Origin of the sequence: Leisingera sp. ANG-DT, assembly GCF_000813785.1 — a bacterium.
In the GTDB taxonomy this organism is placed as follows: Bacteria; Pseudomonadota; Alphaproteobacteria; order Rhodobacterales; family Rhodobacteraceae; genus Leisingera.
This window is the reverse complement of the sequence record NZ_JWLE01000001.1, coordinates 339,074-362,044: the sequence shown is the minus strand read 5'-3', so window position 1 is coordinate 362,044 and position 22,971 is coordinate 339,074. Positions and strand designations below refer to the sequence as shown.

Below are 22,971 nucleotides of genomic sequence, written 5' to 3'. Positions count from 1 at the left end.
CGCCCTTTGAGCCGGGTCCGATCCGCCAGACTGACAGGGGACCCAAATGGGACTTTTCATTCTCCGCCGTTCGGGCGTGATGCTGCTGACGGCCCTGTGCCTGACGTTCATCGTGTTCTTCCTCACGAACCTCTACCCCAACCTCGAAAAACTCGCCAAAACCCAGGGCAACTTCCGCATGTCGGATGAGGCCGTGGCCAGCTGGCTGGACGCCAACGGCTATGGCGGATCCATGGTTTCGAAATACGGACAATGGCTGGGCGTTCTGCCGGGCTGGACCCGCGAGACCGAGAAAGGGTTCACCGGACGCTGCATGACCGGCGCGGTCAGCGCTGAGGAAGCCGCTGAAGCGCCGACCTTCTGCGGCATTCTGCAAGGCGACTGGGGCTATTCGACCCGGTTCAAGGATGAAGTCTCCACCATCATCGCAGAACGGCTCGGCAATACAGGCCGCCTGATGTTCTGGGTGCTGGTGCTGATGGTGCCTTCTGCCCTGATCATCGGGGTGCTGGCGGGCATGCGAGAAGGCTCTGTCACCGACCGAAGCCTTTCAACCGCCTCGATCCTGACCACGGCAACACCCGAATATGTTTCCGGCGTGATCTTTATCGCCGTCTTCACCTCCTCCACCGTGGGCCTCAAATGGTTCAAGGGCACCGCCACCTCGGCGATGGACAACCCGAACTTCGAGAACTTCTTCCTGCCGGTGCTGACGATCGCGCTTTACGGCATGGGCTATATCGCCCGGATGACCCGCGCCTCGATGACCGAGGTTATGACCGCGCAATACATCCGCACCGCCCGCCTAAAAGGTGTGAGCTTTCACAACATCGTTCTGAAGCACGCGCTGCGGAACGCACTGATTGCCCCCTTCACCGTCATCATGCTGCAGTTCCCCTGGCTCTTGAACGGCGTGGTGATCGTCGAGACCCTGTTCAACTACAAGGGCTTCGGCTGGATCCTAGTGGAAGCCGCAGGCAACAACGACATTGAACTGCTGCTGGCCGTTTCCGTGGTCTCAGTCTTCGTGGTGCTGATCACCCAGCTGATTTCCGACATCGGCTATGTGTATCTGAACCCGCGTATCCGGATCTCTTAAGGAAGGCAGCAGAGCATGGAACCTCTTAGCACATTCGAAATTGCGGGGCGTATCATCTACCAGCTGTCCCCGGTCTGGTTTTCGCTGGTAATCCTCTACGCAGCTTCCATCGGCTTCAAACGGCGCCTTGGCCTTTATGGCAAGCTGTTTGACAGCCCCATCGGCATGATCGGCTTTGGCCTGGTGATGTTCTGGGTGTTCACCGGCATCTACGGCGCCATGGACATGATCATTACCCATGACCCGCTGGTGCAGGTCTCGGGCATGAAGAACAAGGTCCCCGGCACCCCGATGAACGGCGCCACCGAAGCGGACTACCCCTATTACCTGCTTGGCGGCGACAACCTGGCGCGCGACGTGTTCAGCCGTCTGGTCAAAGGCGCCTGGGAAGTCATCAAGATCGCCCCGATGGCCGCCGTCTTTGCCTTCATGGTGGGGATCACCCTGGGCCTGCCTGCGGGCTACTACGGCGGACGCCTGGACACCACGCTGTCCTTTGCTGCCAACCTGATCCTGGCCTTCCCGGTGATCCTGCTGTTCTACCTGCTGGTCACGCCTGAAATCGTCGCCACCGGTGTTCCGAACTATATGGCGATCGTTCTGTTCATCTTCCCGATTGTCTTTGTCGGGGTGCTGCTGAACTCGCGCTATTACACCCGGCCCAAAGTGCGCAACCTGGTGCTGCCGCTGGTTCTGGGGATCATCATCTGGTTCTACCTGCAGCTGGTTTCCAATGGCGGCTACCTGATCAACACCCCGGCCTATTCGATCCCGGGCCTGCCCCGCGTGATGGATATGTTCGACATCCCCGGCGGTATCCTGGTGGTGTTCGTCTCGGTGGTCTTCGTCAACTCGCCCACGGTGTTCCGTATCGTGCGCGGCCTGACGCTGGACATCAAAACCCGCGATTACGTGGCGGCTGCCCAGACCCGCGGCGAAGGCCCCTGGTACATCATGCTGTGGGAGATCCTGCCGAACGCCCGCGGGCCGCTGATTGTCGATTTCTGCCTGCGCATCGGCTACACCACCATCCTGCTTGGTACCCTCGGCTTCTTCGGCCTTGGCCTGCCGCCGGAAAGCCCGGATTGGGGTTCCACGATCAATGACGGGCGCAAGCTGCTGTCGATCTACCTGCACCCGGCGCTGCCGCCTGCCTTTGCGCTGCTGACGCTGGTTCTGGGCCTCAACCTGCTGGCCGACGGCCTGCGCGAAGAAAGCCTGAAGGATTGATCCGGCTGGGGGACCGGCCCGCCCGGTCCCCCGGTAAATTGGAGCCAGATGAAGGGGATCCTTTCCCCGCCCGCTCCAACAGGGAGAATAGAATATGAACAAACTGGCAGAATACGACGGCCCGATCCTCGAGATTAACAAGCTGTCGATCTCCTTCTTCACCCGCCTGCGGGAAATTCCCGCGGTGATGGATTTCTCGGTCACCGTGCAGCCCGGCGAGGCCGTGGGCCTGGTCGGCGAATCCGGCTGCGGCAAATCCACCGTGGCGCTTGGCGTCATGCAGGATCTGGGCAAGAACGGCCGCGTCGTCGGCGGCACCATTAAGTTCAAAGGCCGCGACCTGGCCGAGATGAGCGCCGAAGAACTGCGCGACATCCGCGGCAATGAGATAGCAATGATCTATCAGGAGCCGATGGCCTCGCTGAATCCGGCGATGAAGATCGGCAAGCAGCTGATGGAAGTGCCGATGATCCACGAGGGCGTCAGCGAAAAGGAAGCCTATGCCCGCGCGCTGGAAGTGGTGACAGACGTGCGCCTGCCCGACCCGGAGCGGATGCTCAACTCCTTCCCGCACCAGCTGTCGGGCGGCCAGCAGCAGCGGATCGTGATTGCGATGGCGCTGATGTCCAAGCCTGCACTCTTGATCCTCGATGAACCCACCACCGCGCTCGACGTGACGGTGGAGGCCGCGGTGGTTGAGCTGGTCAAGGATCTGGGCAAGAAATACGGCACCTCGATGCTGTTCATCTCGCACAACCTGGGCCTGGTTCTGGAAACCTGCGACCGCCTCTGCGTGATGTATTCCGGCGAGGCGGTTGAACGCGGCTCGATCCACGATGTGTTCGACGAAATGCAGCATCCCTATACCCAGGCGCTGTTCCGCTCGATCCCGCTGCCCGGCGCCGACAAGAACTCGCGCCCGCTGGTGGCGATCCCGGGCAACTTCCCCCTGCCCCATGAACGCCCGCCCGGCTGCAACTTCGGCCCGCGCTGCGATTACTTCGAAGAGGGCCGCTGCGATCAGGACATGGTGATCCCGATGTCCCCTGTGCACGGCAACGACCGGCACGAAACCCGCTGCCTGAAGTTCCAGGAAATCGACTGGAACGCCCCGATCACGGTGGGCGAGCAGAAGGAAAAGACCGCACCGGGCAAGGTTGTCCTGAAGATGGACAACCTCAAGAAATACTACGAGGTGGCCGCCAATGCCCTGTTCGGCGGCGGCGACACCAAGGTGGTGAAAGCCAACGAAACCCTCAGCTTCGAGGCCCGCGAGTCCGAAACCCTCGCCATCGTCGGCGAGTCCGGCTGCGGCAAGTCAACATTCGCCAAGGTGCTGATGGGACTTGAGACCGCCACGGAGGGCCAAATCCTGCTCGACAACCGCAATATCGAGCAGATTCCGATCGAGGAACGCGACACCAAAACTGTTTCCGACGTGCAGATGGTGTTCCAGAACCCCTTTGATACGCTGAACCCCTCAATGACCGTCGGCCGCCAGATCATGCGGGCGCTGGAAATCTTCGGTATTGGCAATTCCGAGGCTGAACGCCGCAAGCGGATGCTGGAGCTTCTGGACCTGGTGAAACTGCCCCGCGCCTTTGCCGACCGGATGCCGCGGCAGCTGTCGGGCGGCCAGAAGCAGCGTGTGGGCATTGCCCGCGCCTTTGCCGGCGGCGCCCGCATCGTGGTGGCGGATGAGCCGGTCTCAGCGCTCGACGTGTCGGTGCAGGCCGCGGTCACTGACCTCCTGATGGAGATTCAGAGGAACGAGAAGACAACGCTTCTGTTCATCTCCCACGACCTATCGATTGTGCGCTATCTCAGCGACCGTGTGATGGTGATGTACCTCGGCCATGTGGTGGAACTAGGCGACACCGATCAGGTGTTTGCGCCGCCCTACCACCCCTACACCGAGGCACTGCTGAGCGCGGTGCCGATTGCCGACACCTCCGTGGAGAAAGAGCACATCGTTCTGGAAGGCGACATTCCGTCAGCCATGAGCCCGCCGCCGGGCTGCCCGTTCCAGACCCGCTGCCGCTGGAAATCCGAGGTGCCGGGCGGATTGTGCGAGAAGGAGGTTCCGCCGGTGCGCACACTGGACGGCGGCCACCAGATCAAATGCCACCTCAGCGACGACGTGCTGGAGCGCATGAAGCCGGTGATCAAGGTCGCAGCAGAGTAAGGCGCCAGATCAAAACGTGACAACAAAGCCGGGGTTTCAGCACCCCGGCTTTTTCATGCGCTGGCATCGCCGCAAAGCAAAACCCCATGCGGTGCCAGGCGGCAGCACATGGGGTTCCACATCACTCCCCCACTCCCACGGGGGAAACCTGGTTCAGCTCAGCAGCAGAACTGCAATCATCAGCAGGTTGATCGAGGCGAACTGCATCAGCCGCGGCGCCTTGCTGCCCTTGGCGGCGGCCAGCAAAGCTGCAGCCACCGACGCCGCAAGCCCAACCTGCGCCAGCCCGCCGCCAAGCAGTCCAGCCAGCCCGGTTTCCGGCCCCCAGGCCGAACCCGCGATGCCCATGCCCTTCACGCCAACGCCGATCAGAATGCCCGTCACAGCCCCGGCCAGGCTCAGCACCGCACTGCGCGGCTGCAGCGGCAGGCGGCTTGCCAGAACGCTGTCGATCATCTGGCGGGTCGGCACCGCGCTTGGCTGCCAGTCAATGCGCTCAAGGCGTTCGTCGAAGCTGTTGATATACAAGGCATTCCCTCCAGAACCTGCGCACAGATTTACGAAAAATTAAGGCAAATGCTTGACGCTCAGGCGGAGTTAACGGGGCATTAAGGAAAGTTATCCACACGTTAACAGCTGCGCGGCATCAACTGCCCCAGATCTTCCGCACGTAGTTCTGGGTTTCCTTGTAAGGCGGCACCCCGCCATATTTTTGCACCGCTTCCGGACCGGCGTTATAGGCCGCCAGCGCCAGACGCCAGGACCCGAATTTGCGGAACTGGCGCGCTAGATAGCGGGCGCCGCCCTCCAGGTTCTGCTTCGGCACCGCCGGGTTCACCCCCAGCGCCCGCGCCGTGGCCGGCATCAGCTGCGCCAGCCCCAGCGCCCCCTTGTGCGACTTGGCATTGGGGTTCCAGTTGCTCTCCTGCTGGACCAGGCGCAGGAACAGATCCTCCGGCACCCCATGCTGGCGCGCCGCATCACGCGCCAGTTCCAGGTACTGGCCCCGGTACTTGCCGCTGTAGGGCAGCGTGCCGCCGGCGGACGGAATACTGTAGGTCTTGGGCTGCAGCCGGGAGGAGTTCTTGTACTGGGACGCCGCCCGCCCATCCAGCACCCTGGTATGGGCCGCGAACAGATCACGGCGGTTCTTGGTGCTGAGGATATCGGAGGCCGCAGGCTGCCCTGCACCAACCATGGCTATAACCAAACCCGCAATGGCTTTGCGCATTTATGCTGTCCCGCACTGTCCCTTTTGCGCAAATATAGCGGATGCGGAGCAAATTTAAAGCAACACAGGCGTGAACCGCCGCTCTGCCAGCGCAAAATCGGCCGAAACCATCCACAGATGCCTGCTTTTCACAGTTGGCACAGAACTATACTGTGCCTGAAACGCGGCGCGGCCGGATTCGCCCCAGCCCGCTGCAGGATAAGAAATTCAGGACGGAAGGACGGAACTTCATGGCCGGCTCACTCAACAAAGTCATGCTCATCGGCAACCTGGGCCGCGACCCCGAGGTGCGCAGCTTCCAGAACGGCGGCAAGGTGTGCAACCTGCGCATTGCCACCTCGGAAACCTGGAAGGACCGCAACACCGGCGAGCGCCGCGAGAAGACTGAATGGCACTCCGTCGCCGTCTTCAGCGAGGGCCTGGTGCGTGTTTGCGAGCAATACCTGCGCAAGGGCTCCAAGGTCTATATCGAAGGCCAGCTGCAGACCCGCAAGTGGCAGGACCAGAGCGGCCAAGACCGGTATTCGACCGAGGTCGTGCTGCAGGGCTTCGGCTCCACCCTGACCATGCTGGATGGCCGCGGCGAAGGCGGCGGTGGCGGCGGCCAGGGCGGTGGCGGCTATGGCGGCGGCAATCAGGGCGGCAGCTACGGCGGCGGTTACGACAGCGGCTCGCAAGGCGGCGGCGGTGGCGGCAGCTATGGCGGCGGCGCGTCCCACAACATCGACGACGACGAAATCCCGTTCTAAGCCGGCCAGGGCGAATCATAATTTACGACAGCTTTGCGCTGCAGCCCTCCGCCCCGACCGGGGTGGAGGGCTTTTCTGTTAACGCAGCATTTTCGCGGGCTTTACGAAGGTTCCGCCACCGGAGCGAAACGGCGCTACGTCAGCGCCGATTCTGTTCTTCCTGACTACTCAGCAGCATCTGCCGCTTACGCTGGGACAGGATTTTCAGATTATATTTCAAAGGGCTACCCATCGTATGCGTAAGGGTGCCCCGTTTGGCGATGCTGCGTGCCTGCTGCAAATCCTAAACGGCCCCTTAACACAGCGCACCGCACGGCTAGGCAAAAATTAAGACATATCACGGATGCTGAATGGATCGGTCGTAAAAAGGTACATCAAGGATTCGGAATATGGGTATGCGTTTTTTGCAGCATCTCTCGATCAGCACCAAGATCGGAATGCTCCTGGCGGCTCCGCTGCTTCTCAGCCTTTGGTTCATCGGGCAAACCCTGCTCGACCTGCAACGCAAGGCCCAGGTGGACACTACCGAAGCAGGCGAGGTGCTGGAACATATGAGCAGCCTGGTTCACAATCTGCAGCTGGAACGCGGGCTGAGCGCAAGCTACCTTGAAAGTGCCGCCAGCTCCCCGCCGGAGAAGCTGGTCAAGGTGCGCCAGGCGAATGATGCCAAGATGGCCGCCTATCTGGAGGAGATCAGCCGGGTCGACATGGAGCTTCTGCCACGGGAATCCATTGAGGCGATCGCGTTTGCGAAATCCGAGCTGGCCCGCAAGAAGGACATCCGCCAGAAGATCGACACCCATTCGCTGAAGCTGAAGGCACTGATTTCCTATTACACGGACCTGAACGCAGCGCTGATCCAGACCGGCCTGGCGATGGCCAAGGGCATTGATAATCCCAAGATCTCGCAGGAAGCCGTGGCACTGTCCTTCTTCATGCAGGCAATTGATGCGGCGGGACTGGAACGTGCAGCGGGCGCCGTGGGGTTCAAACACGGCTGGAAACCTCAGGACCGCGAAGAATTCTTTGCCGACCATGAATTGTTCAAGGAACGCCTGCGCGCTTTCAAGAACTTTGCAACCGCAGAGGACAGGGACGCGGTCAAGACTCTGCTCAGCGATCCTGCCATGAAGAAATTCGACGAAATGCGCGAAGCCATCCTGCATGGCAACGGCGGCGAAGGCGTCACGGCTGAGGACTGGTTTGCCGCAGCCACCAAGGCGATTGAGGTACTGCAGAAAAAGGAAATGCTGCTGATCGAGCACCTGGAACGCGACATGGCGGCCTTTGATGCGCACAACAAGCTGATGCTGATCGAGATGGCCATTTTTGCGGCCGTCATGCTGGCGGGCGTTCTGCTGCTCAGCCTGGTCATCGCCCGCAACATGACCAAGGGGCTGGCCGTCCTGAACGTGGCGCTGCAAAAGCTAGGCTCCGGCGAGACGGAGGTCGAGGTCCCCGGTGCAGACCGGCGCGACGAAATCGGCGAGGTCGCCCGCAACGTTGTGGACCTGCGCACCGTCACCCAGCGCAAGCAGGAAGAACGCGTGCAGGAAGAGAAGGAGCGCCGCGAGGAGATTCTGACCGTCACCCGCAGCATCGGCGAAGCTCTTGCCGACCTGCAGCACAAGCGGCTGGACAACCCGATCGAGGCGCATTTCCCGGTCGAATTCAAATCTATCCGGATGGATTTCAACGACTCGCTGAATGCGCTGAGCGCTGCGGTCTCCACGATTGCGGAACTCACCAGCAGCGTCGACGAAAGCACCAAGTCGATTGCCGAGGCCTCGATGGACCTGGCCCACCGCACCGAGGCGGAATCGGCCACGCTGGAAAAAACCACCCACGCCATGGGCGAGCTGACCGGCAACGTGCAGCGCTCCGCCGAAAACGCCGGCCGCGCCGAAGAACTTGCAGACAGCGCCCAGAACGGCGTCAAATCCTGCGACGCGGTGGTGAAGGACACCATTACCGCCATGGACAAGCTGCAGGAATCCTCGCAGGAGATTTCCCAGATCACCAAGGTGATCCAGGACATCGCCTTCCAGACCAACCTGCTGGCGCTGAATGCCGGGGTCGAGGCCGCCCGCGCCGGCGAAGCAGGCCGCGGCTTTGCGGTTGTCGCCTCCGAGGTCCGGATGCTGGCACAGCGCTGTGCCGATGCGGTGCAGCAGATCGACGAACTGACCGCCCGCAGCTCCGAACAGGTCAAGAACGGTGCGGAACTGGTGGATCAGGCCGGCCGGGCGATGGCCACCGTGAACCAGCAGGTTGGCGAGATTTCCTCCCTGGTGGTGGAGATTGCCGGCAACATGAAGGAGCAGTCGGCGCAGATGGGCGACGTCAACACCGCCGTGGGCGAGCTGGAGATGATGGCGCAGCAAAACGCTGCCATGGCCGAACAGACCACTGCGGCGACGACCTCCTTGTCCGAACAGGCACAGGAACTGCGGGAGCAGGTGACTCAGTTCACTGTCGGAAACGCCACAGCCGCCCTGCCCGCGCCCGCTGCGCATCCGCCCCTCGCCATCGACTTCGATGCGGAGGACGACGGCTGGGACCAGGACATCATCGAAAGCAGCACTGCCGCCTGAGCAGGCATTTGCAGCCATCAAAAAAGGGCAGCCTCAGCGGCTGCCCTTTGACTTTTGCACTCAGTGCCCCGGTTCAGGCACCTGCGCTGCGCAGCACCTCCAGCACAGCGTCCGGCGGCACATCACCGGTCACAAACGCCTCGCCAATGCCGCGCGCCAGGATGAACCGCAGCTGGCCGGCCACCACTTTCTTGTCCTGCCCCATCAAATCCAGCAGAGCCTCTGCCCCGGGCAAGTCGCCCGGAATGTCGGCTAGGTCGGTCTTCATCCCCATCGCCTTCAGATGCGCCCGCACCCGGCTGGGATCCTCCTGCGAGCACAGGCCTAGCTTCGACGACAGCTCAAACGCCAGCGCGCAGCCAATCGCAACGCCCTCGCCATGCAGCAGCCGGTCCGAATAGCCCGTCGCTGCTTCCAGCGCGTGGCAAAAGGTATGACCCAGATTGAGCAGCGCCCGGTCGCCCTGCTCGGTCTCGTCCCGCACTACGATGTCCGCCTTCATCTGAACCGAACGCGCCACCGCCTCAACCCGTGCGGCAACATCGCCTGCAGCCAGCGCCGGGCCGTTCTGTTCCAGCCAGGCAAAGAATTCCGCGTCGCCCAGCAACCCGTATTTCACCACTTCGCCATAGCCGGACAGGAAATCGCGCGCGGTCAGGGTTTCCAGCACCGAGGTATCCGCCAGCACCAGCGACGGCTGATGGAAGGCACCGATCAGGTTCTTGCCCTGCGGCGCGTTGATGCCGGTCTTGCCGCCCACCGAACTGTCGACCTGCGCCAGCAGCGACGTCGGGATCTGCACGAACCGCACCCCCCGGCGCAGTACTGCCGCGGCAAAACCCGCCAGGTCGCCGATCACTCCGCCGCCGAAGGCCACAACCACGTCGCCGCGCTCCACCTTCTGTTCCAGCAGCCATTCCACCGACCGGGTGAACTGCGGCCAGCCCTTGGTCGCCTCTCCCGGCGGCAGCGCCAGCGCGGTCATCTCAACACCCGCAGCCGCCAGCCCGGCACGCAAGGCTTCCAGGTGTTTCTCCGCCACGGTTTCATCCGTCAGCACCGCCACCTGCGGCCGCTTCAGCAGCGGCTTGATCCGCTCCCCCGCCTGCGCCAGCAGGCCGGGACCGATCACCACATCATAGGCGCGTTCGCCCAGCGGCACATGAACCGTGCGCTCCATCAGTTCCACTCCAATACATCAGGGCGTGCCTTCAAGGCGTCCAGCACGCGGTCCACCATGGTCTCGATCGAGGCCTGCCCGTCCGAGACAACCGACACATCGGCCTTGGAATACAGCGGCACCCGCTGGTGATACAGGTTGCTGAGTGTCGCACGCGGGTCGGCAGTGCGCAGCAGCGGCCGGGTATCGCGGTGGCGCACCCTGTTCCACAACACCTCAAGGTCGGCATTCAGCCAGACCGAGACACCTTTTGAAGTGATCACCTGCCGGTTTTCCTCTGCCAGAAAGGCGCCGCCGCCGGTGGACAGCACGCCGCGCTCCTCCTCCAGCAGCCGCGCGATCACCTGGCGCTCCTTCTGGCGGAAAAACGGCTCGCCGTCGCGGGCGAAAATCTCCGGGATGGTCATGTTGGCGGCGGCTTCGATCTCGTGATCGCTGTCCAGGAAAGGGGCGTTCAGCCGCGCCGCCAGCGCCCGGCCCACGGCGGTCTTGCCCGCCCCCATCATGCCCACCATAACGATGGTCTTCTTCAGTTTCCCCGGCACCGGCGCTGCTGCCTTCTGGCCGCTGATTTGCTCTTTTTCGCTCATTCTTCAGTGAATGACGTGATCTTGCCGAAAAGGGAATATATAACTTGGGCAAAAGAGCAGGAAACAGGCATTGGATGCACTATGGGGCGATTGATTAAGTATTTGGTCTACTTGCTGGTTCTGGCTGCTATCGGGCTGGTGGGCTATGCCTATGTCGGTCCCTGGTTCGGGGCCGATTTCAGCGCGCCCGCCACCGAGGTGCGCAAGCCGGTGGTGCTGAATGCGGATTAAGGCGGCTGCCGCCGGGGTGATGCTGGCAGGCAGCGCGCTTGCCAATGAGCCGCTGGCGGCAATTGACTGGCTGAACCAGCCGCAGCCCAGGGACGCCCTGCCCGGCACCGTGCTGCTGGAGCCGCCTGTTGCGGGCACTGCTGCACTGCCGCGGGTGTCCGTCACCCCGCTGGAAGCTTTGCTGCCGCCGATCGGGCTGGTGCCGGCCGCGGCCACCGGCCTGCCGGCAGACCTGTGGCGCGGCAGCGCGGCCGATGACATCACTCATCTGATCGAAACCGTGCCGGTGCGCGGCAGCCCGGCGATGCAAGCGCTGCTGTTCACCCTGCTGCTGTCCGAGACCCGCCCGCCCGCGGCCACGGGCGACCAGATCCTGCTGGCCCGGCTCGACCGGCTGCTGGCGCTGGGGGCGACGGACCCGTCGCAGGCGCTGGTGGAACACGCAGGCCCCACGGACAGCAAGGACCGTTTCGCCCGCTGGTTCGATGCAACCCTTCTGACCGGCAGCGAGGATGCGTCCTGCGCGGCCCTCACCGCCTCACCGCATCTGTCGGACAGCTATGCCGCCCGGATCTTCTGCGCGGCACGCCGCAGCGACTGGCCCACGGCGGCGCTGATGCTGGAAACGGCCCACGCGCTGGACCTGCTGCCCAAGGAGCAGATGGACCTGCTGGACCGGTACCTGAACCCGGATCTGTTTGAACTGGCGCCGCCGCTGCGCCGCCCTGCTGATCCGGACCCGCTGACCTTCCGGCTGTTTGAAACCATTGGCGAGACCATGCCCACCGCACCGCTGCCGCCTGCCTTCGCCGCTGCTGATCTGCGCGATATCGCCGGCTGGAAGGCCCAGCTGGAAGCCGCAGAGCGGCTGGCCCGCGCCGGTGCGCTCAACCCGAACCAGTACCTCGGCCTGTTCAGCGCCCGCAAACCCGCCGCCTCCGGCGGCATCTGGGACCGGGTCTCGGCGGTGCAGCAGCTGGAGAGCGACCTGAACGCCGGGAATACGGAAGCTATCGCAAAATCCCTGCCCCGTGCCTGGGACGCGATGCAGGAGGCCGGAACCGAAACCGTCTTTGCCGACATCTTTGCCGAGCAACTGGCACGGGCGAAACTCACAGGCCCGGCTGAGGAGCTGGCCTGGCGCATCCGCCTGCTCTCGCCCGCATATGAGCTTGCCGCCCACGACGCGAAAGCCTCCGGTGCGGCAGACCATTTCCTGGCCGCCCTGGCTCAGGGCCGTCCCGGAGATGCCGCCGCGCCGTCGCCGCTGGCAGAAGCAATCGCGCTGGGGTTTGCCGCGGACTCGTCCGCACCGCCATCTATCCGCCAGCTGCTGGACAACGGCCAGCTGGGCGAGGCGATCCTGCGCAGCATGGTGCTGTTTGCCCAGGGCGCCGACGGCAACCTTGGCGATCTGACCACTGCACTGGCCGCCTTCCGCGCCGTCGGGCTGGAGGACACCGCCCGCCGCGCCGCCCTGCAACTGATGCTGCTGGAGCGCGGCTGACATGGCGGCCCCGCGCGACAATTTCCAGTGGATCTCCACTTTCCTCGACGCCCAGGCGGCGGAGACCGGCGCCTCTCAGAACACGCTCTTGGCCTATGGCCGCGACCTCAAGGACCTGACCGCCTGGCTGGAACACCGCAAGCTCAGCTTCCTAAGCGCCTGCCAGGATGACATTGAGGCCTATCTGATCAACTGCGACGCGCAAGGCTTGGCCCGCTCCACCCGCGCCCGGCGGCTGTCTGCGGTCAAACAGATCTACCGTTTCGCGTTTGAAGAAGGCTGGCGCGAGGACAACCCCGCCATCCAAATACGCGGCCCGGGGCGGGAAAAGCGCCTGCCCAAAACGCTGGAAGTGATCGAGGTCGACCGCCTGCTGGACGCCGCCCGCCAAACCGGCCGGACTGAGGCCGACCGGCTGCGCAACACCTGCCTGATGGAGCTGCTTTACGCCACCGGCATGCGGGTCACGGAACTGGTCTCACTGCCGGTGTCCGCCGCCCGCGGCGACCCGCGGATGCTGCTGATCCTGGGCAAGGGCGGCAAGGAGCGCATGGTGCCTCTGTCGCCGCCTGCGCGCGAAGCACTGGCGCAATGGCTGCTGGTGCGCGACGAGACCGATGCTGAGCGTGAAACCAAGGGCCATCCGCCCTCGCGTTTCCTGTTCCCCTCCCGCGGCAAATCCGGCCACCTGACCCGTCACCGGTTCTACCTGCTGATCAAGGAACTGGCGGTGACCGGCGGCATCTCCCCGGACAAGGTGACGCCGCACACTCTGCGCCACGCCTTTGCCACCCACCTCTTGGCAAACGGCGCCGACCTGCGCGCGATCCAGGCGCTCTTGGGCCACGCCGACATCGCCACAACCGAGATTTACACCCATGTGCTGGACGCCCGGCTGCAGGAACTGGTGCTGGAACACCACCCGCTGGCCAAACGCAGCTGACCGCAACGCTTGAAGCGGCGGGGCCAAGACCCCATAAATACGGCAAACCTTCAACAGACCGGACATCTGAACCCCTCATGGACACTGCCTCCACCGTTCTCGACAGCGCCTTCTGGACCACTGCCGGGGCCATCGTGCTGCTCCTTGTCTTTTCAGGCTTCTTTTCAGGCTCGGAAACGGCGCTGACCGCCGCGTCGCGCGGTAAGCTGCGCGCCCAGGCCGACAAGGGCTCCCGCGGGGCTCAGCGCGCGCTGGTCATCACCGAAGACAATGAGCGCCTGATCGGTTCGGTCCTGCTGGGCAACAACGTTGTCAACATCCTCGCGGCCTCGCTCGCCACCGCGCTTTTTACCCGGATCTTCGGCGAAGGCGGTGTCGCAATGGCAACGCTGGTAATGACCCTGCTGGTGCTGGTCTTTGCTGAGGTCCTGCCCAAGACCTACGCCATTTCCAACGCCGAGAAGGCCGCCTCTGCGGTGTCGGCGCCGATCAGCCTCCTGGTCATGATCCTTTCGCCCGTCGTGGGCGCGGTGCGGCTGTTCGTGCGCGGCGTGCTGAGCGTCTTCGGCGTGCAGATCGACCCGGACAGCCACATCATGGCTGTGCGCGAGGAAATCGCGGGCGCCCTGCAGCTGGGACATTCCGAAGGCGTGGTCGAAAAGGAAGACCGCGACCGTATCCTGGGCGCGCTCGATCTTTCCGACCGCTTTGTCGAGGAGATCATGCTGCACCGTTCCAATATCGAGATGATCGACGCAGATGCTGAGCCCGAAACCATCCTGGAACAATGCCTGCACAGCCAGCACACCCGTCTGCCGGTGTTCCGCGGCGAGCAGGAGAACATTATCGGTGTGGTTCACGCAAAGGACCTGTTCCGGGCCATGTATGAGCAGGCCGGCGGCGCAGGCGGAGATTCCGACCAGCTGAAATCCTTCGACGTCGCCCAGGTCGCCAAGGCCCCGTATTTCATTCCCGAAACCACCACCCTCGACGAGCAGATGCGCCAGTTCCTGCGCATGCGCTCCCACTTCGCGCTGGTGGTGGATGAATACGGTGCCCTGCAGGGGCTGATCACGCTGGAGGACATCCTTGAAGAGATCGTCGGCGAGATCACAGACGAATTCGACCCGGCCGAGGAAAGCGTCGCCAGGAAGACCGCCGACGGCTCCTATCTGGTCGAAGGCGCCACCACCATCCGCGACCTGAACCGGGCCATTGAATGGAACCTGCCGGATGACGAGGCCAATACCGTCGCAGGCCTGGTGATCCACGAGGCGCAGATGATCCCGGTCAAGGGCCAGGTGTTCTCCTTCCACGGCTTCCGGTTCGAAGTCACCGCGCGCGAAGGCAACCGCGTGACCGAGCTGAAGATCCGGCCGCTCTCTTGACGGGAGAACACCGATGACTCGCGCGGCAGTGCTGGCCTGGGGCTGGTTCGACAGCATCGTGCTGGAACTGTTCCGCCAGCTGCGCTGGTCCTTCCTGCCGCCGCTCTTGATCTATTTCGCCTATGGCGCACAGGGTATCAGCACCGTCGCCGCCTCGTTCTACGTCAAGGAATACCTCGACCTTTCCGCCGCCTTTCTGGCCGGGCTGGCGTTCTGGGTCGGGCTGCCCTGGGCGCTGAAAATGCCGCTCGGCCATCTGGTCGACCTGATCTGGCGCTGGAAGTACCTGCTGATCCTCGCGGGCGCCGCGCTGATGGGTGCCAGCTACGCCATTCTGGCTGCAATGGTCCTGCACCCGGACATGATGTCCGGCCTGATGCCGCTCAATGCCTGGTATGTCACCGCCGCCCTGCTGGCCCCTTGCGGCTTTGTTCTGCAGGATGTGGTGGCGGATGCCATGTCGGTTGAGGCGGTGCCGCATACAGACGCAAACGGCGCCCCGCTGCCCGAGGCAGAGACCAAATCCCTGCACACCACCATGCAGACCTTTGGCCGCATTGCTCTGATCGGCGGTTCCAGCGCCGCCGCCGCACTGAACGTCGCCCTGTTCGATGGCGCCGATACTCTGCCGCAGGCAGACAAGGGCGCGCTTTACGGCTTTGTCTTCACCCTTGCCCTGCTGATCCCGGTGATTTCCTTGTCAGGCGTTGCCCTGGCCATCTGGCAAAAGTGGCGCAAGGCCGCCGCACTGCGCCGCGCTGGTGTGCCTGAATCAGAAATCCGCAGCCGCATCGACCTCCCGCGCGACCCGGTCACCCCGAACCACTGGTATTTCATCGGCGGCGGCGCCTTTGTCGCGCTGTCCCTCGCCGTGGGCCTCGGCGATGTGCCCTATTCGCAGGAAATCGTCTTTGCCGGCTCCATGGCCATCGTCCTGTTCCTGATGCGCCAGCTGGTGTCCGTCCTGCCGGTGGACCACGCCCGCGCCCTGATCGGCACCGCCATCATCATCTTTGTTTACCGCGCAACGCCCTTGCGCGGCGAAGGTGCCAAATGGTTCGAGATCGACGTGCTTGGCTTTGATGCGCAGTTTCTCGCGGTGCTCTCTCTAATCACCTCGCTGCTGACCCTCGCCGGCATGCTGATCTTCCGCCCGCTGATGGCCAGCCGCCCGATCGCCTGGATTGTTGCCTTCCTGGCGATCACCGAGGCCGCGCTCAGCCTGCCCAACATCGCGCTCTACTACGGTGCCCACCACTGGACCGCCGCCGTGACCGGCGGCATGGTCGACGCCCGGTTCATCGCCATGGTCGACACCGCTGTCGAATCCCCGCTGGGCCAGGTCGCCATGATCCCGATGCTCGCCTGGATCGCCCGCAATGCCCCTTCCGGGCTCAAGGCCACCTTCTTTGCGGTCATGGCCTCCTTCACCAATCTGGCGCTCTCGGCCTCCAGCCTGGGCACCAAATACCTGAATGAGATCTTCGTCGTGACCCGCGAAGTCACAGATTCGGCCGGTGCCATCACCACAGCCGCGGATTATTCGCAGCTGGGCATGCTGCTGATCACCGTCGGCGTGATCCTATTGGCCGCTCCTCTGACCGCAATTTTCCTGATCCAGAACAGCCACTTCCGCACCTCTGAGTAACCGTTCCCCCCCAGAAGCGGCACGCCGTGCCGTTTTTCTTCTGGACTACTGTTCACTTCTGTCCAGAATGCGGAAAACACCTGTTCAGGGAGGCTCCCATGAAAACCACCACCCGAGTGGCAGTGATCGGCGGCGGCGTCGTCGGCTGCTCTGTCCTCTACCACCTGACCAAGCTCGGCTGGTCCGACGTCATGCTGATCGAACGCTCAGAGCTGACCAGCGGCTCCACCTGGCACGCGGCGGGCGGTTTCCACACCCTCAATGGCGACACCAACATGGCGGCGCTGCAGGGCTACACCATCAAGCTCTACAAAGAGCTGGAAGAGATCACCGGCATGTCCTGCGGCCTCCATCACGTCGGCGGCGTCACCCTGGCTGAAACCCAGGAACGTTTCGACATGCTGAAGGCGGAGCGCGCCAAGCACCGCTTCATGGGGCTGGAAACCGAAATCGTCTCCCCCGAAGAAATCAAGAAGATCGCCCCCGTCACCAACACCGACGGCATTATCGGCGGCCTCTACGACCCGCTCGACGGCCACCTCGACCCCTCAGGCACCACCCACGCCTACGCCAAAGCCGCGCGCATGGGCGGCGCCACGATCGAGACCCACTGCAAGGTGATCGAGACCAACCAGCGCCCGGACGGCACCTGGGATGTGGTCACCAACAAGGGCACCATCCACGCCGAACACGTCGTCAACGCTGGCGGCCTCTGGGCGCGCGAGGTCGGCGCCATGGCCGGTGTCTACTTCCCGCTGCACCCGATGGAGCACCAGTATATCGTCACCGACGAGGTGCCGATGATCGCCGAGATCATCGACGGCGGCGGCGAGCATCCGCATGTGATGGACCCGGCCGGCGAAAGCTACCTGCGCCAGGAGGGCCGCGGCCTCTGCATCGGATTCTACGAGCAGCCCTGCAAACCCTGGGCGGTCGATGGCACGCCGTGGGACTTCGGACATGAACTCTTGCCCGATGACTTCGACAAGATCGAGGACAGTATCGCCTTTGCCTACAACCGCTTCCCGGCGCTGGAGGCGGCAGGCGTCAAATCGGTGATCCACGGCCCCTTCACCTTTGCGCCCGACGGCAACCCGCTGGTCGGCCCGGTGCCCGGCATGCGCAACTACTGGTCCGCCTGCGCCGTCATGGCCGGCTTCTCCCAGGGCGGCGGCGTCGGGTTGATGCTGGCCCAGTGGATGGTCGAGGGCGAATGCGAGCGCGACACCTTTGCGATGGACTGCGCCCGCTTCGGCGACTGGATCACCCCGGGCTACACCCGCCCGAAAGTCATTGAAAACTATCAGAAACGCTTCTCCATCGCCTACCCGAACGAGGAGCTTCCCGCGGCCCGCCCGTTCCGCACCACCCCGATGTACGACATCTTTGACGGCATGGGCGCGGTCTGGGGCGCGCAATACGGCATGGAGGTCCCGAACTACTTCGCGACAGGCGACGAGCCGCGGTATGAGACCCCGTCTTTCCGCCGCTCCAACGCCTTTGCGGCCACCGCGCGCGAAGTCAAAGCGGTGCGAGAAAACGTCGGCATCAACGAGGTCCACAACTTCGGCAAATACCTGGTCAAGGGCGCAGGTGCGCGCGCCTGGCTCGACCGCATCATGGCGGGCCGGGTGCCGCAGGCGGGCCGCCTGTCGCTCACGCCGATGCTGTCCCCCAAGGGCCGCCTGATCGGTGACTTCACCATCTCTTGCCTCAGCGAGGAAGAATTCCAGCTCACTGCCTCCTACGGCTCGCAGGCCTACCACATGCGCTGGTTCCTGCAGAACCTGGACGCGGGCGTCAGCCTCGAAAACATCTCCGACACCCGCAACGGTTTCCAGATCGCAGGCCCCAAAGCGCGCGAGGTGCTGCAGGCCTGCACCCGCCAGGACATCTCGGACATGCGCTTCATGGATGTCCGCCACCTGACCGTGGGCATGGCCGACTGTATCGTGCAGCGGGTCAGCTATACCGGCGATTTGGGGTATGAGATTTACTGCGACCTGCCCAGCCAGCGCGCCCTGTGGGATGCCCTGTGGTCCGCTGGCCAGCCGCACGGCATGAAACCCTTCGGCATGCGGGCAATGATGTCGCTGCGCCTGGACAAGTTCTTCGGCTCCTGGCTGCGCGAGTTCTCGCCTGACTACACCGCCGCTGAGACCGGGCTGGACCGCTTCATCTCCTTCAAGAAACCCGTCGATTTCATCGGCCGCGCCGCCGCCGAGGCCGAACGCGACGCAGGCCCCGCCCGCCAGCTCTGCGCCTTTGAGGTCGCGGCGGATGACGCCGATGTGGTCGCCTATGAGCCGATCTGGCTCGACGGCGCAGTTGTGGGCTTCTGCACTTCCGGCGGCTATTCACACCACGCACAGAAATCCATCGCGCTGGGGTTTGTCCCCACGGGGACAGCCAGGGAAAACCTGGAAGTGGAAATCGAAATCCTCGGCAAGATGTACAAGGCCCGCCTCATCACTGAGCCGCTATTCGACGCCGACGGCGCCCGGATGCGCGGCTGAGCCCCAAAAGCATTGAATTCAGGTCAGCCCGCCTGACCTGAATCCACCCCGTTGCCACGGCAGCGCACGCTGACGCCACGAAACCCGCGCAACACATAGGTCAGCGCCGGCACCCGAATGTTTCGCGCGCGAAACATTTGGTCAACCCTGCTGACCTATGCGGCTTTCACTGGCCGCCGCCCTTCTTCTTTGCAAAAATACTCCCGCCGGAGGCATCCGCCATTGCGGCCAAGAACCAAGGACCGGGTTGCATGACTGCCATCGCCATTCTCCTGCTCGCTGCCGGCGCGTCCTCCCGGATGCAAGGCCGCGACAAATTGATGGAAGAGGTGGACGGCCAGCCCCTGCTCACCCTGATGTGCCGCCGCGCCGCGCTGACCGGCCTGCCGGTCTACGTCACTCTGCCAGGCCCATCCCACCCGCGGGCGGCAGCAACTGGCGACGCAACCCAGGTACTGGTGCCAGACGCGGCAGAAGGCATGTCCGCCTCGATCCGCCGCGGCACCGCCGCGCTGCTGGATGGTACGCAGGCGGTGATGATCCTGCCCGCCGACATGCCGGAGATCACAGCCCAGGACATGCTGCACCTGGCGGCGCATTTCGGCGGCCCCGACAGCCCCGTCCTGCGCGCCACTGCGGAGGACGGAACACCCGGCCACCCGGTGCTGTTTCCGCGGCGCTGTTTCGAGGTGCTGCAGTGCCTGCAGGGCGATCAGGGCGCCCGCAGCATCCTGACGGCAGAGACCGTCCGGACAGTTCCCCTGCCCGGCCGCCACGCGCTGACGGATCTCGACACACCGGAAGATTGGGCCGCCTGGCGCCAGCAGCGCTGACACTCCCACAAAAGCAGAGAAGGCAGGGCACAAGACCCTGCCTTCCTGCGCTACGCTCTTACCCGCCGCCTCCCCCAAGACGGCGGCTGCACCATTCAGTGCACAAGCAGCCGCGCCTCGTGTTTGCGCAGAGACCGGCGCGCCGAAGAATAGGCGGCACGGCCCTGTTGCGACTTCAGTTCCGGAAACAGCTCGAACAGTTCATTGCGCTGTGCCTTGTCCAGTCCGCGCAGCGACTGGTCGCCAGGCTGGAAACTCTCGGTCCAGGCGCCATCGGACAGCACAACCTCATGCTGGTCGAACATGAAGTGGATATAGGTGATCGCGGTGGTCTCCACGATGTCCACGCCCGCCAGCCCGGTCAGGTGCTTGGCTGCAATCAGCACTTCGCGGTCCTCGAAGTAGAGCGCGGTCTTGTTATTGGCGACCAGCACCCGGTGGTTGGGGCTGACCATCATGTCACGCTCCGGCAGCCCGTTGCCCAGTGCACCCTGACGGATCAGAACCGGCTGCAGATGCGCGGCCCCCTTCATGTCGGCGGCCTCCAGCGAGCGGGCGCCGATCCAGCGGATTTCCTGGATGCCGTTGTCGCGGGTAATCACCCGGTCGCCGGCCTGCAGGTCCTCGACCTTGCGCTCGCCCTGCGGGGTTGCAATCAGCGTGCCCGGCGTGAAGCAGGGAATGATCTGCTCAATCTCGCCAAAGGTCATCGTGCCGGTCACGGCGCCATCTTCATCAAGGAAGTTGACGGTGCCCGAGAGGCTGTTGCCATCCGGATCCTCGGTGACATCCGTCAGCTCAAACGGGCCGGAACCGCGCAGGTCCAGGGTGTCGAAGTCGTCCCCGTCAGAGCCGCCGTCAACAATATCGCCTGCAGTGCCGCCGATGAACGTGTCGCGGTCGGCGCCGCCAATCAGAGTATCCGCGCCATGGCCGCCGGTGATCACGTCATTGCCGGAGCCGCCGCGCACGATGTCGTCGTCGATGCCTGCGTCGATGGTGTCATCGCCCGAGCCGCCGCGGATGTCATCATCGTCATCCTGGCCAAAGATCACGTCATTGCCTGACCCGCCGTTGATGGTGTCCATACCGTTGGTGGGATCGGGGTCGGCCGGGCGGCCATCGCTGCCGTCGTCGGTGATGTTAAGCCCGTCCGGGAAGGCCGGATCCAAGCCGCCATAGATGGTGTCATCGCCGCCGCTGCCGGTCAGGACATCGGAGCCTTCACCGCCAATCAGAAGGTCATTGTCGGCGCCGCCGTCGATGGTGTCGTCGTCGATGCCGCCGTCGATCACATCCATGCCGGTGCCGCCATCGATCAAGTCGGCGTCATCGCCGGTCGAGATGGTGTCGTTCCCGGCACCGCCGAAAACGGTGTCCATGTCATCAAACGGGTCTGCATCCGCCGGGATGAACGGGATATCGGGATCGGTGCCGGTGTAACCCGGAAATCCGCGGTCCGGCAGCGGCACGCCGCTGTCCTTGGAGGTGTCGATCACATCGTCGCCCTCGCCCCCGTCCACGGAGTCAGAACCGTCGCCGCCGTCGATGGTGTCATCGCCGCCGCCGCCCAGAATGGTGTCATCGCCCTCGCCGCCGGTCAGGCTGTCGCCGCCCGGAACCACTGGATCCTGCGGCTCGGAAGAATAGTCGTAATGTGCGGTATCCAGGGTGGTGCCGGAGGTGCCGAGATCAATGATCAGCTTGACGTCATTGAAATCCCGGTCGCCCAGATTGTGCAGATCCTCGAACCCCAGCTGCACGGAGCCGTCCGGGAATTGGTAGATTCCCTTGGTGTGGTCCAGACCATCCGGGTTCAGGTCCGCATTGTCGCCGTAACCCGAGGAGTAGTAGGTGCCATGCGGGCTGACAATACCAACGCCGACCACCGCACCGGCAGGCGCGTCGTAAGTGTAGGTCTCGCCGGCATCCGCCCTGGCGTTCTCGGACAGAACGACAACATTGCTGATTTCGCCGGTTTCCGGATCAATGGTGTAGGCAAAGACCTGGTTTTGGAAGGAAGCACTGGTCGAGGAGATGGTGATTTTCACCGGCTCATAGACACCGGAGACGCCATCGCCGAGGATCAGGTCGTCGCCGCTGCCGCCAACGACGGTATCGCTGCCCGAACCGGCATAGACGCTGTCATTGCCGCTGCCCGCGATGATGACATCATCATCCGGTCCCGCCGACGGGTCGAACGCATCCGCGTTGTCGACCATGTCGCCTTCGGGATCACCGGTATAGGCGCCGTCAATCAGGTCATTGCCTGCGGTGCCTTCTACAATTCCATCCAGCTCCGGATTCGGATTGTTGTCACTCATTTTCTTCACCCTCTCCTCGCCGGACTGGACCCAAGCCACATCGTTCGGACCAGCCGGGCACTCACGCGGAATGCCGTTATCAAAAACACCAGCCCATGCAGGCAGAGGGCCAGACCGCACATGCGCTCTGGATTGCGTGCCAGGCAGCACGCAGCCGGTTTTCAGAAGCATTTCGGATCAGTGGAGTGCGCGCGTCGCAGCACGAAGACTTAAATTAAATTTTAGCAGTCCACCACAGTCCAGCAGCTTGCAGAACGTGCCCCCCAATGGGCGAAACCATCCATACTTTAGCCTCAGCGGGCCACAAAGCCAAAAAATTGCCTAAAATTCCCCGCATTGCGCCGCTCCGCATTGAAAATGCAATCTGAACTGGTCCAGGTTTCCGCCGACTGTTTCCATATCTCGGCCAAAACTGCTGCCCTAAGCGAAGAAACATGCGCACAAAGTTCTGTAACGGCTGTTTTGGAGGCCCCTAGGTTTCCGAAATCGAAACATGGAGATTTCGGGGCAAACCACCGGCCCCTTGCCGCATTCCTTCTCATCCGCAGCGGGACTAACACTTGGCTCACGAACAATCGCGGAAAACGCGCTGTTTTGTCTCGCGTTTCAGCAAAACATGCCTCCGCGGCACACGAATCAAACAGGTAAAACGGCCAGCTGCTGCAGCCTGGGGCGCAAGAAGATATTGCCGGGGAATTTAATCAAACCGGATACAGTCCGCAA

The 22,971-nt window shown here is 63.4% G+C and carries 17 protein-coding genes; 12 read left to right on the top strand and 5 right to left on the bottom strand.

Features of this window, described 5'->3' with window-relative positions; translation table 11 throughout:
• The first annotated feature begins 46 nt into the window (after nucleotides 1–46).
• The 3 genes from RA21_RS01785 to RA21_RS01775 all read left to right on the top strand — a co-directional run bounded on the left by RA21_RS01785 (nucleotide 47) and on the right by RA21_RS01775 (nucleotide 4,514).
• Nucleotides 47–1,099 (top strand): ABC transporter permease, encoded by a 1,053-nt coding sequence (locus RA21_RS01785; protein ID WP_019296151.1) that lies wholly within the window; start codon nucleotides 47–49, stop codon nucleotides 1,097–1,099.
• Nucleotides 1,100–1,114: 15 nt separating this feature from the next.
• The gene (locus RA21_RS01780; protein ID WP_019296150.1) at nucleotides 1,115–2,329 is read left to right on the top strand and encodes an ABC transporter permease; all 1,215 of its coding nucleotides are present in this window, start codon (nucleotides 1,115–1,117) and stop codon (nucleotides 2,327–2,329) included.
• Nucleotides 2,330–2,423: 94 nt separating this feature from the next.
• Nucleotides 2,424–4,514 (top strand): dipeptide ABC transporter ATP-binding protein, encoded by a 2,091-nt coding sequence (locus RA21_RS01775; RefSeq protein WP_039145732.1) that lies wholly within the window; start codon nucleotides 2,424–2,426, stop codon nucleotides 4,512–4,514.
• A 153-nt stretch (nucleotides 4,515–4,667) separates the two neighbouring features.
• On the opposite strand, the gene RA21_RS01770 is transcribed toward RA21_RS01775, so the two are convergent.
• Both RA21_RS01770 and RA21_RS01765 read right to left on the bottom strand, forming a co-directional pair.
• The gene (locus RA21_RS01770; protein WP_039145730.1) at nucleotides 4,668–5,042 is read right to left on the bottom strand and encodes a hypothetical protein; all 375 of its coding nucleotides are present in this window, start codon (nucleotides 5,040–5,042) and stop codon (nucleotides 4,668–4,670) included.
• 118 nt (nucleotides 5,043–5,160) lie between these two features.
• Nucleotides 5,161–5,745, bottom strand: a complete 585-nt coding sequence (locus RA21_RS01765; protein WP_019296147.1) for a lytic transglycosylase domain-containing protein — start codon at nucleotides 5,743–5,745, stop codon at nucleotides 5,161–5,163.
• Nucleotides 5,746–5,975: 230 nt separating this feature from the next.
• Between RA21_RS01765 and ssb the strand changes: the two genes are divergently transcribed.
• Together ssb and RA21_RS01755 are read left to right on the top strand one after the other, a co-directional pair.
• A complete protein-coding gene (ssb, locus tag RA21_RS01760; protein WP_039146472.1) occupies nucleotides 5,976–6,494 on the top strand; it encodes a single-stranded DNA-binding protein in 519 nt (172 codons plus the stop codon).
• Nucleotides 6,495–6,883: 389 nt separating this feature from the next.
• The gene (locus RA21_RS01755; RefSeq protein ID WP_052257566.1) at nucleotides 6,884–9,088 is read left to right on the top strand and encodes a methyl-accepting chemotaxis protein; all 2,205 of its coding nucleotides are present in this window, start codon (nucleotides 6,884–6,886) and stop codon (nucleotides 9,086–9,088) included.
• A gap of 73 nt (nucleotides 9,089–9,161) precedes the next feature.
• On the opposite strand, the gene aroB is transcribed toward RA21_RS01755, so the two are convergent.
• Both aroB and RA21_RS01745 read right to left on the bottom strand, forming a co-directional pair.
• Complete coding sequence (aroB, locus tag RA21_RS01750; RefSeq protein WP_039145728.1) at nucleotides 9,162–10,268, bottom strand: 3-dehydroquinate synthase; 1,107 nt, start codon at nucleotides 10,266–10,268, stop codon at nucleotides 9,162–9,164.
• Nucleotides 10,268–10,858 carry a shikimate kinase gene (locus RA21_RS01745; protein ID WP_039145726.1) on the bottom strand — a complete coding sequence of 197 codons (591 nt, stop codon included), beginning with the start codon at nucleotides 10,856–10,858 and terminating at the stop codon, nucleotides 10,268–10,270. The genes aroB and RA21_RS01745 overlap by 1 nt, the downstream gene beginning before the upstream one ends.
• A gap of 81 nt (nucleotides 10,859–10,939) precedes the next feature.
• Here RA21_RS01745 and RA21_RS22790 point away from each other — a divergent pair, with 81 nt between their 5' ends.
• From RA21_RS22790 to RA21_RS01715, 7 genes are all read left to right on the top strand, one after another.
• On the top strand, nucleotides 10,940–11,089 hold the full coding sequence (locus RA21_RS22790) for a hypothetical protein (protein WP_019297500.1): 150 nt from the start codon (nucleotides 10,940–10,942) through the stop codon (nucleotides 11,087–11,089).
• A complete protein-coding gene (locus tag RA21_RS01740) occupies nucleotides 11,079–12,596 on the top strand; it encodes a hypothetical protein (RefSeq protein WP_039145724.1) in 1,518 nt (505 codons plus the stop codon). The genes RA21_RS22790 and RA21_RS01740 overlap by 11 nt, the downstream gene beginning before the upstream one ends.
• A gap of 1 nt (nucleotide 12,597) precedes the next feature.
• Nucleotides 12,598–13,539, top strand: a complete 942-nt coding sequence (locus RA21_RS01735) for a site-specific tyrosine recombinase XerD (RefSeq protein WP_039145722.1) — start codon at nucleotides 12,598–12,600, stop codon at nucleotides 13,537–13,539.
• Nucleotides 13,540–13,616: 77 nt separating this feature from the next.
• The gene (locus RA21_RS01730; RefSeq protein WP_039136025.1) at nucleotides 13,617–14,927 is read left to right on the top strand and encodes an HlyC/CorC family transporter; all 1,311 of its coding nucleotides are present in this window, start codon (nucleotides 13,617–13,619) and stop codon (nucleotides 14,925–14,927) included.
• Between the two features lie 13 nt (nucleotides 14,928–14,940).
• Nucleotides 14,941–16,575 (top strand): membrane protein, encoded by a 1,635-nt coding sequence (locus tag RA21_RS01725; protein WP_039145719.1) that lies wholly within the window; start codon nucleotides 14,941–14,943, stop codon nucleotides 16,573–16,575.
• A gap of 98 nt (nucleotides 16,576–16,673) precedes the next feature.
• Nucleotides 16,674–19,091, top strand: a complete 2,418-nt coding sequence (locus RA21_RS01720; RefSeq protein WP_039145718.1) for a GcvT family protein — start codon at nucleotides 16,674–16,676, stop codon at nucleotides 19,089–19,091.
• 251 nt (nucleotides 19,092–19,342) lie between these two features.
• A complete protein-coding gene (locus tag RA21_RS01715) occupies nucleotides 19,343–19,924 on the top strand; it encodes a nucleotidyltransferase family protein (protein WP_039145717.1) in 582 nt (193 codons plus the stop codon).
• A gap of 95 nt (nucleotides 19,925–20,019) precedes the next feature.
• On the opposite strand, the gene RA21_RS01710 is transcribed toward RA21_RS01715, so the two are convergent.
• Nucleotides 20,020–22,248, bottom strand: a complete 2,229-nt coding sequence (locus RA21_RS01710; RefSeq protein WP_039146466.1) for a Hint domain-containing protein — start codon at nucleotides 22,246–22,248, stop codon at nucleotides 20,020–20,022.
• Nucleotides 22,249–22,971: the final 723 nt, after the last annotated feature.

Excerpts from the sequence above, each read along its gene's own strand:
- RA21_RS01745 (WP_039145726.1), bottom strand. The coding sequence starts at position 10,858 with ATGAGCGAAAAAGAGCAAATCAGCGGCCAGAAGGCAGCAGCGCCGGTG.
- RA21_RS01765 (WP_019296147.1), bottom strand. The coding sequence starts at position 5,745 with ATGCGCAAAGCCATTGCGGGTTTGGTTATAGCCATGGTTGGTGCAGGG.
- RA21_RS01755 (WP_052257566.1), top strand. The coding sequence starts at position 6,884 with ATGGGTATGCGTTTTTTGCAGCATCTCTCGATCAGCACCAAGATCGGA.
- RA21_RS01725 (WP_039145719.1), top strand. The coding sequence starts at position 14,941 with ATGACTCGCGCGGCAGTGCTGGCCTGGGGCTGGTTCGACAGCATCGTG.
- RA21_RS01780 (WP_019296150.1), top strand. The coding sequence starts at position 1,115 with ATGGAACCTCTTAGCACATTCGAAATTGCGGGGCGTATCATCTACCAG.
- RA21_RS22790 (WP_019297500.1), top strand. The coding sequence starts at position 10,940 with ATGGGGCGATTGATTAAGTATTTGGTCTACTTGCTGGTTCTGGCTGCT.
- RA21_RS01715 (WP_039145717.1), top strand. The coding sequence starts at position 19,343 with ATGACTGCCATCGCCATTCTCCTGCTCGCTGCCGGCGCGTCCTCCCGG.
- RA21_RS01730 (WP_039136025.1), top strand. The coding sequence starts at position 13,617 with ATGGACACTGCCTCCACCGTTCTCGACAGCGCCTTCTGGACCACTGCC.
- RA21_RS01775 (WP_039145732.1), top strand. The coding sequence starts at position 2,424 with ATGAACAAACTGGCAGAATACGACGGCCCGATCCTCGAGATTAACAAG.
- ssb (WP_039146472.1), top strand. The coding sequence starts at position 5,976 with ATGGCCGGCTCACTCAACAAAGTCATGCTCATCGGCAACCTGGGCCGC.
- RA21_RS01720 (WP_039145718.1), top strand. The coding sequence starts at position 16,674 with ATGAAAACCACCACCCGAGTGGCAGTGATCGGCGGCGGCGTCGTCGGC.
- RA21_RS01740 (WP_039145724.1), top strand. The coding sequence starts at position 11,079 with ATGCGGATTAAGGCGGCTGCCGCCGGGGTGATGCTGGCAGGCAGCGCG.
- aroB (WP_039145728.1), bottom strand. The coding sequence starts at position 10,268 with ATGGAGCGCACGGTTCATGTGCCGCTGGGCGAACGCGCCTATGATGTG.
- RA21_RS01735 (WP_039145722.1), top strand. The coding sequence starts at position 12,598 with ATGGCGGCCCCGCGCGACAATTTCCAGTGGATCTCCACTTTCCTCGAC.
- RA21_RS01785 (WP_019296151.1), top strand. The coding sequence starts at position 47 with ATGGGACTTTTCATTCTCCGCCGTTCGGGCGTGATGCTGCTGACGGCC.
- RA21_RS01710 (WP_039146466.1), bottom strand. The coding sequence starts at position 22,248 with ATGAGTGACAACAATCCGAATCCGGAGCTGGATGGAATTGTAGAAGGC.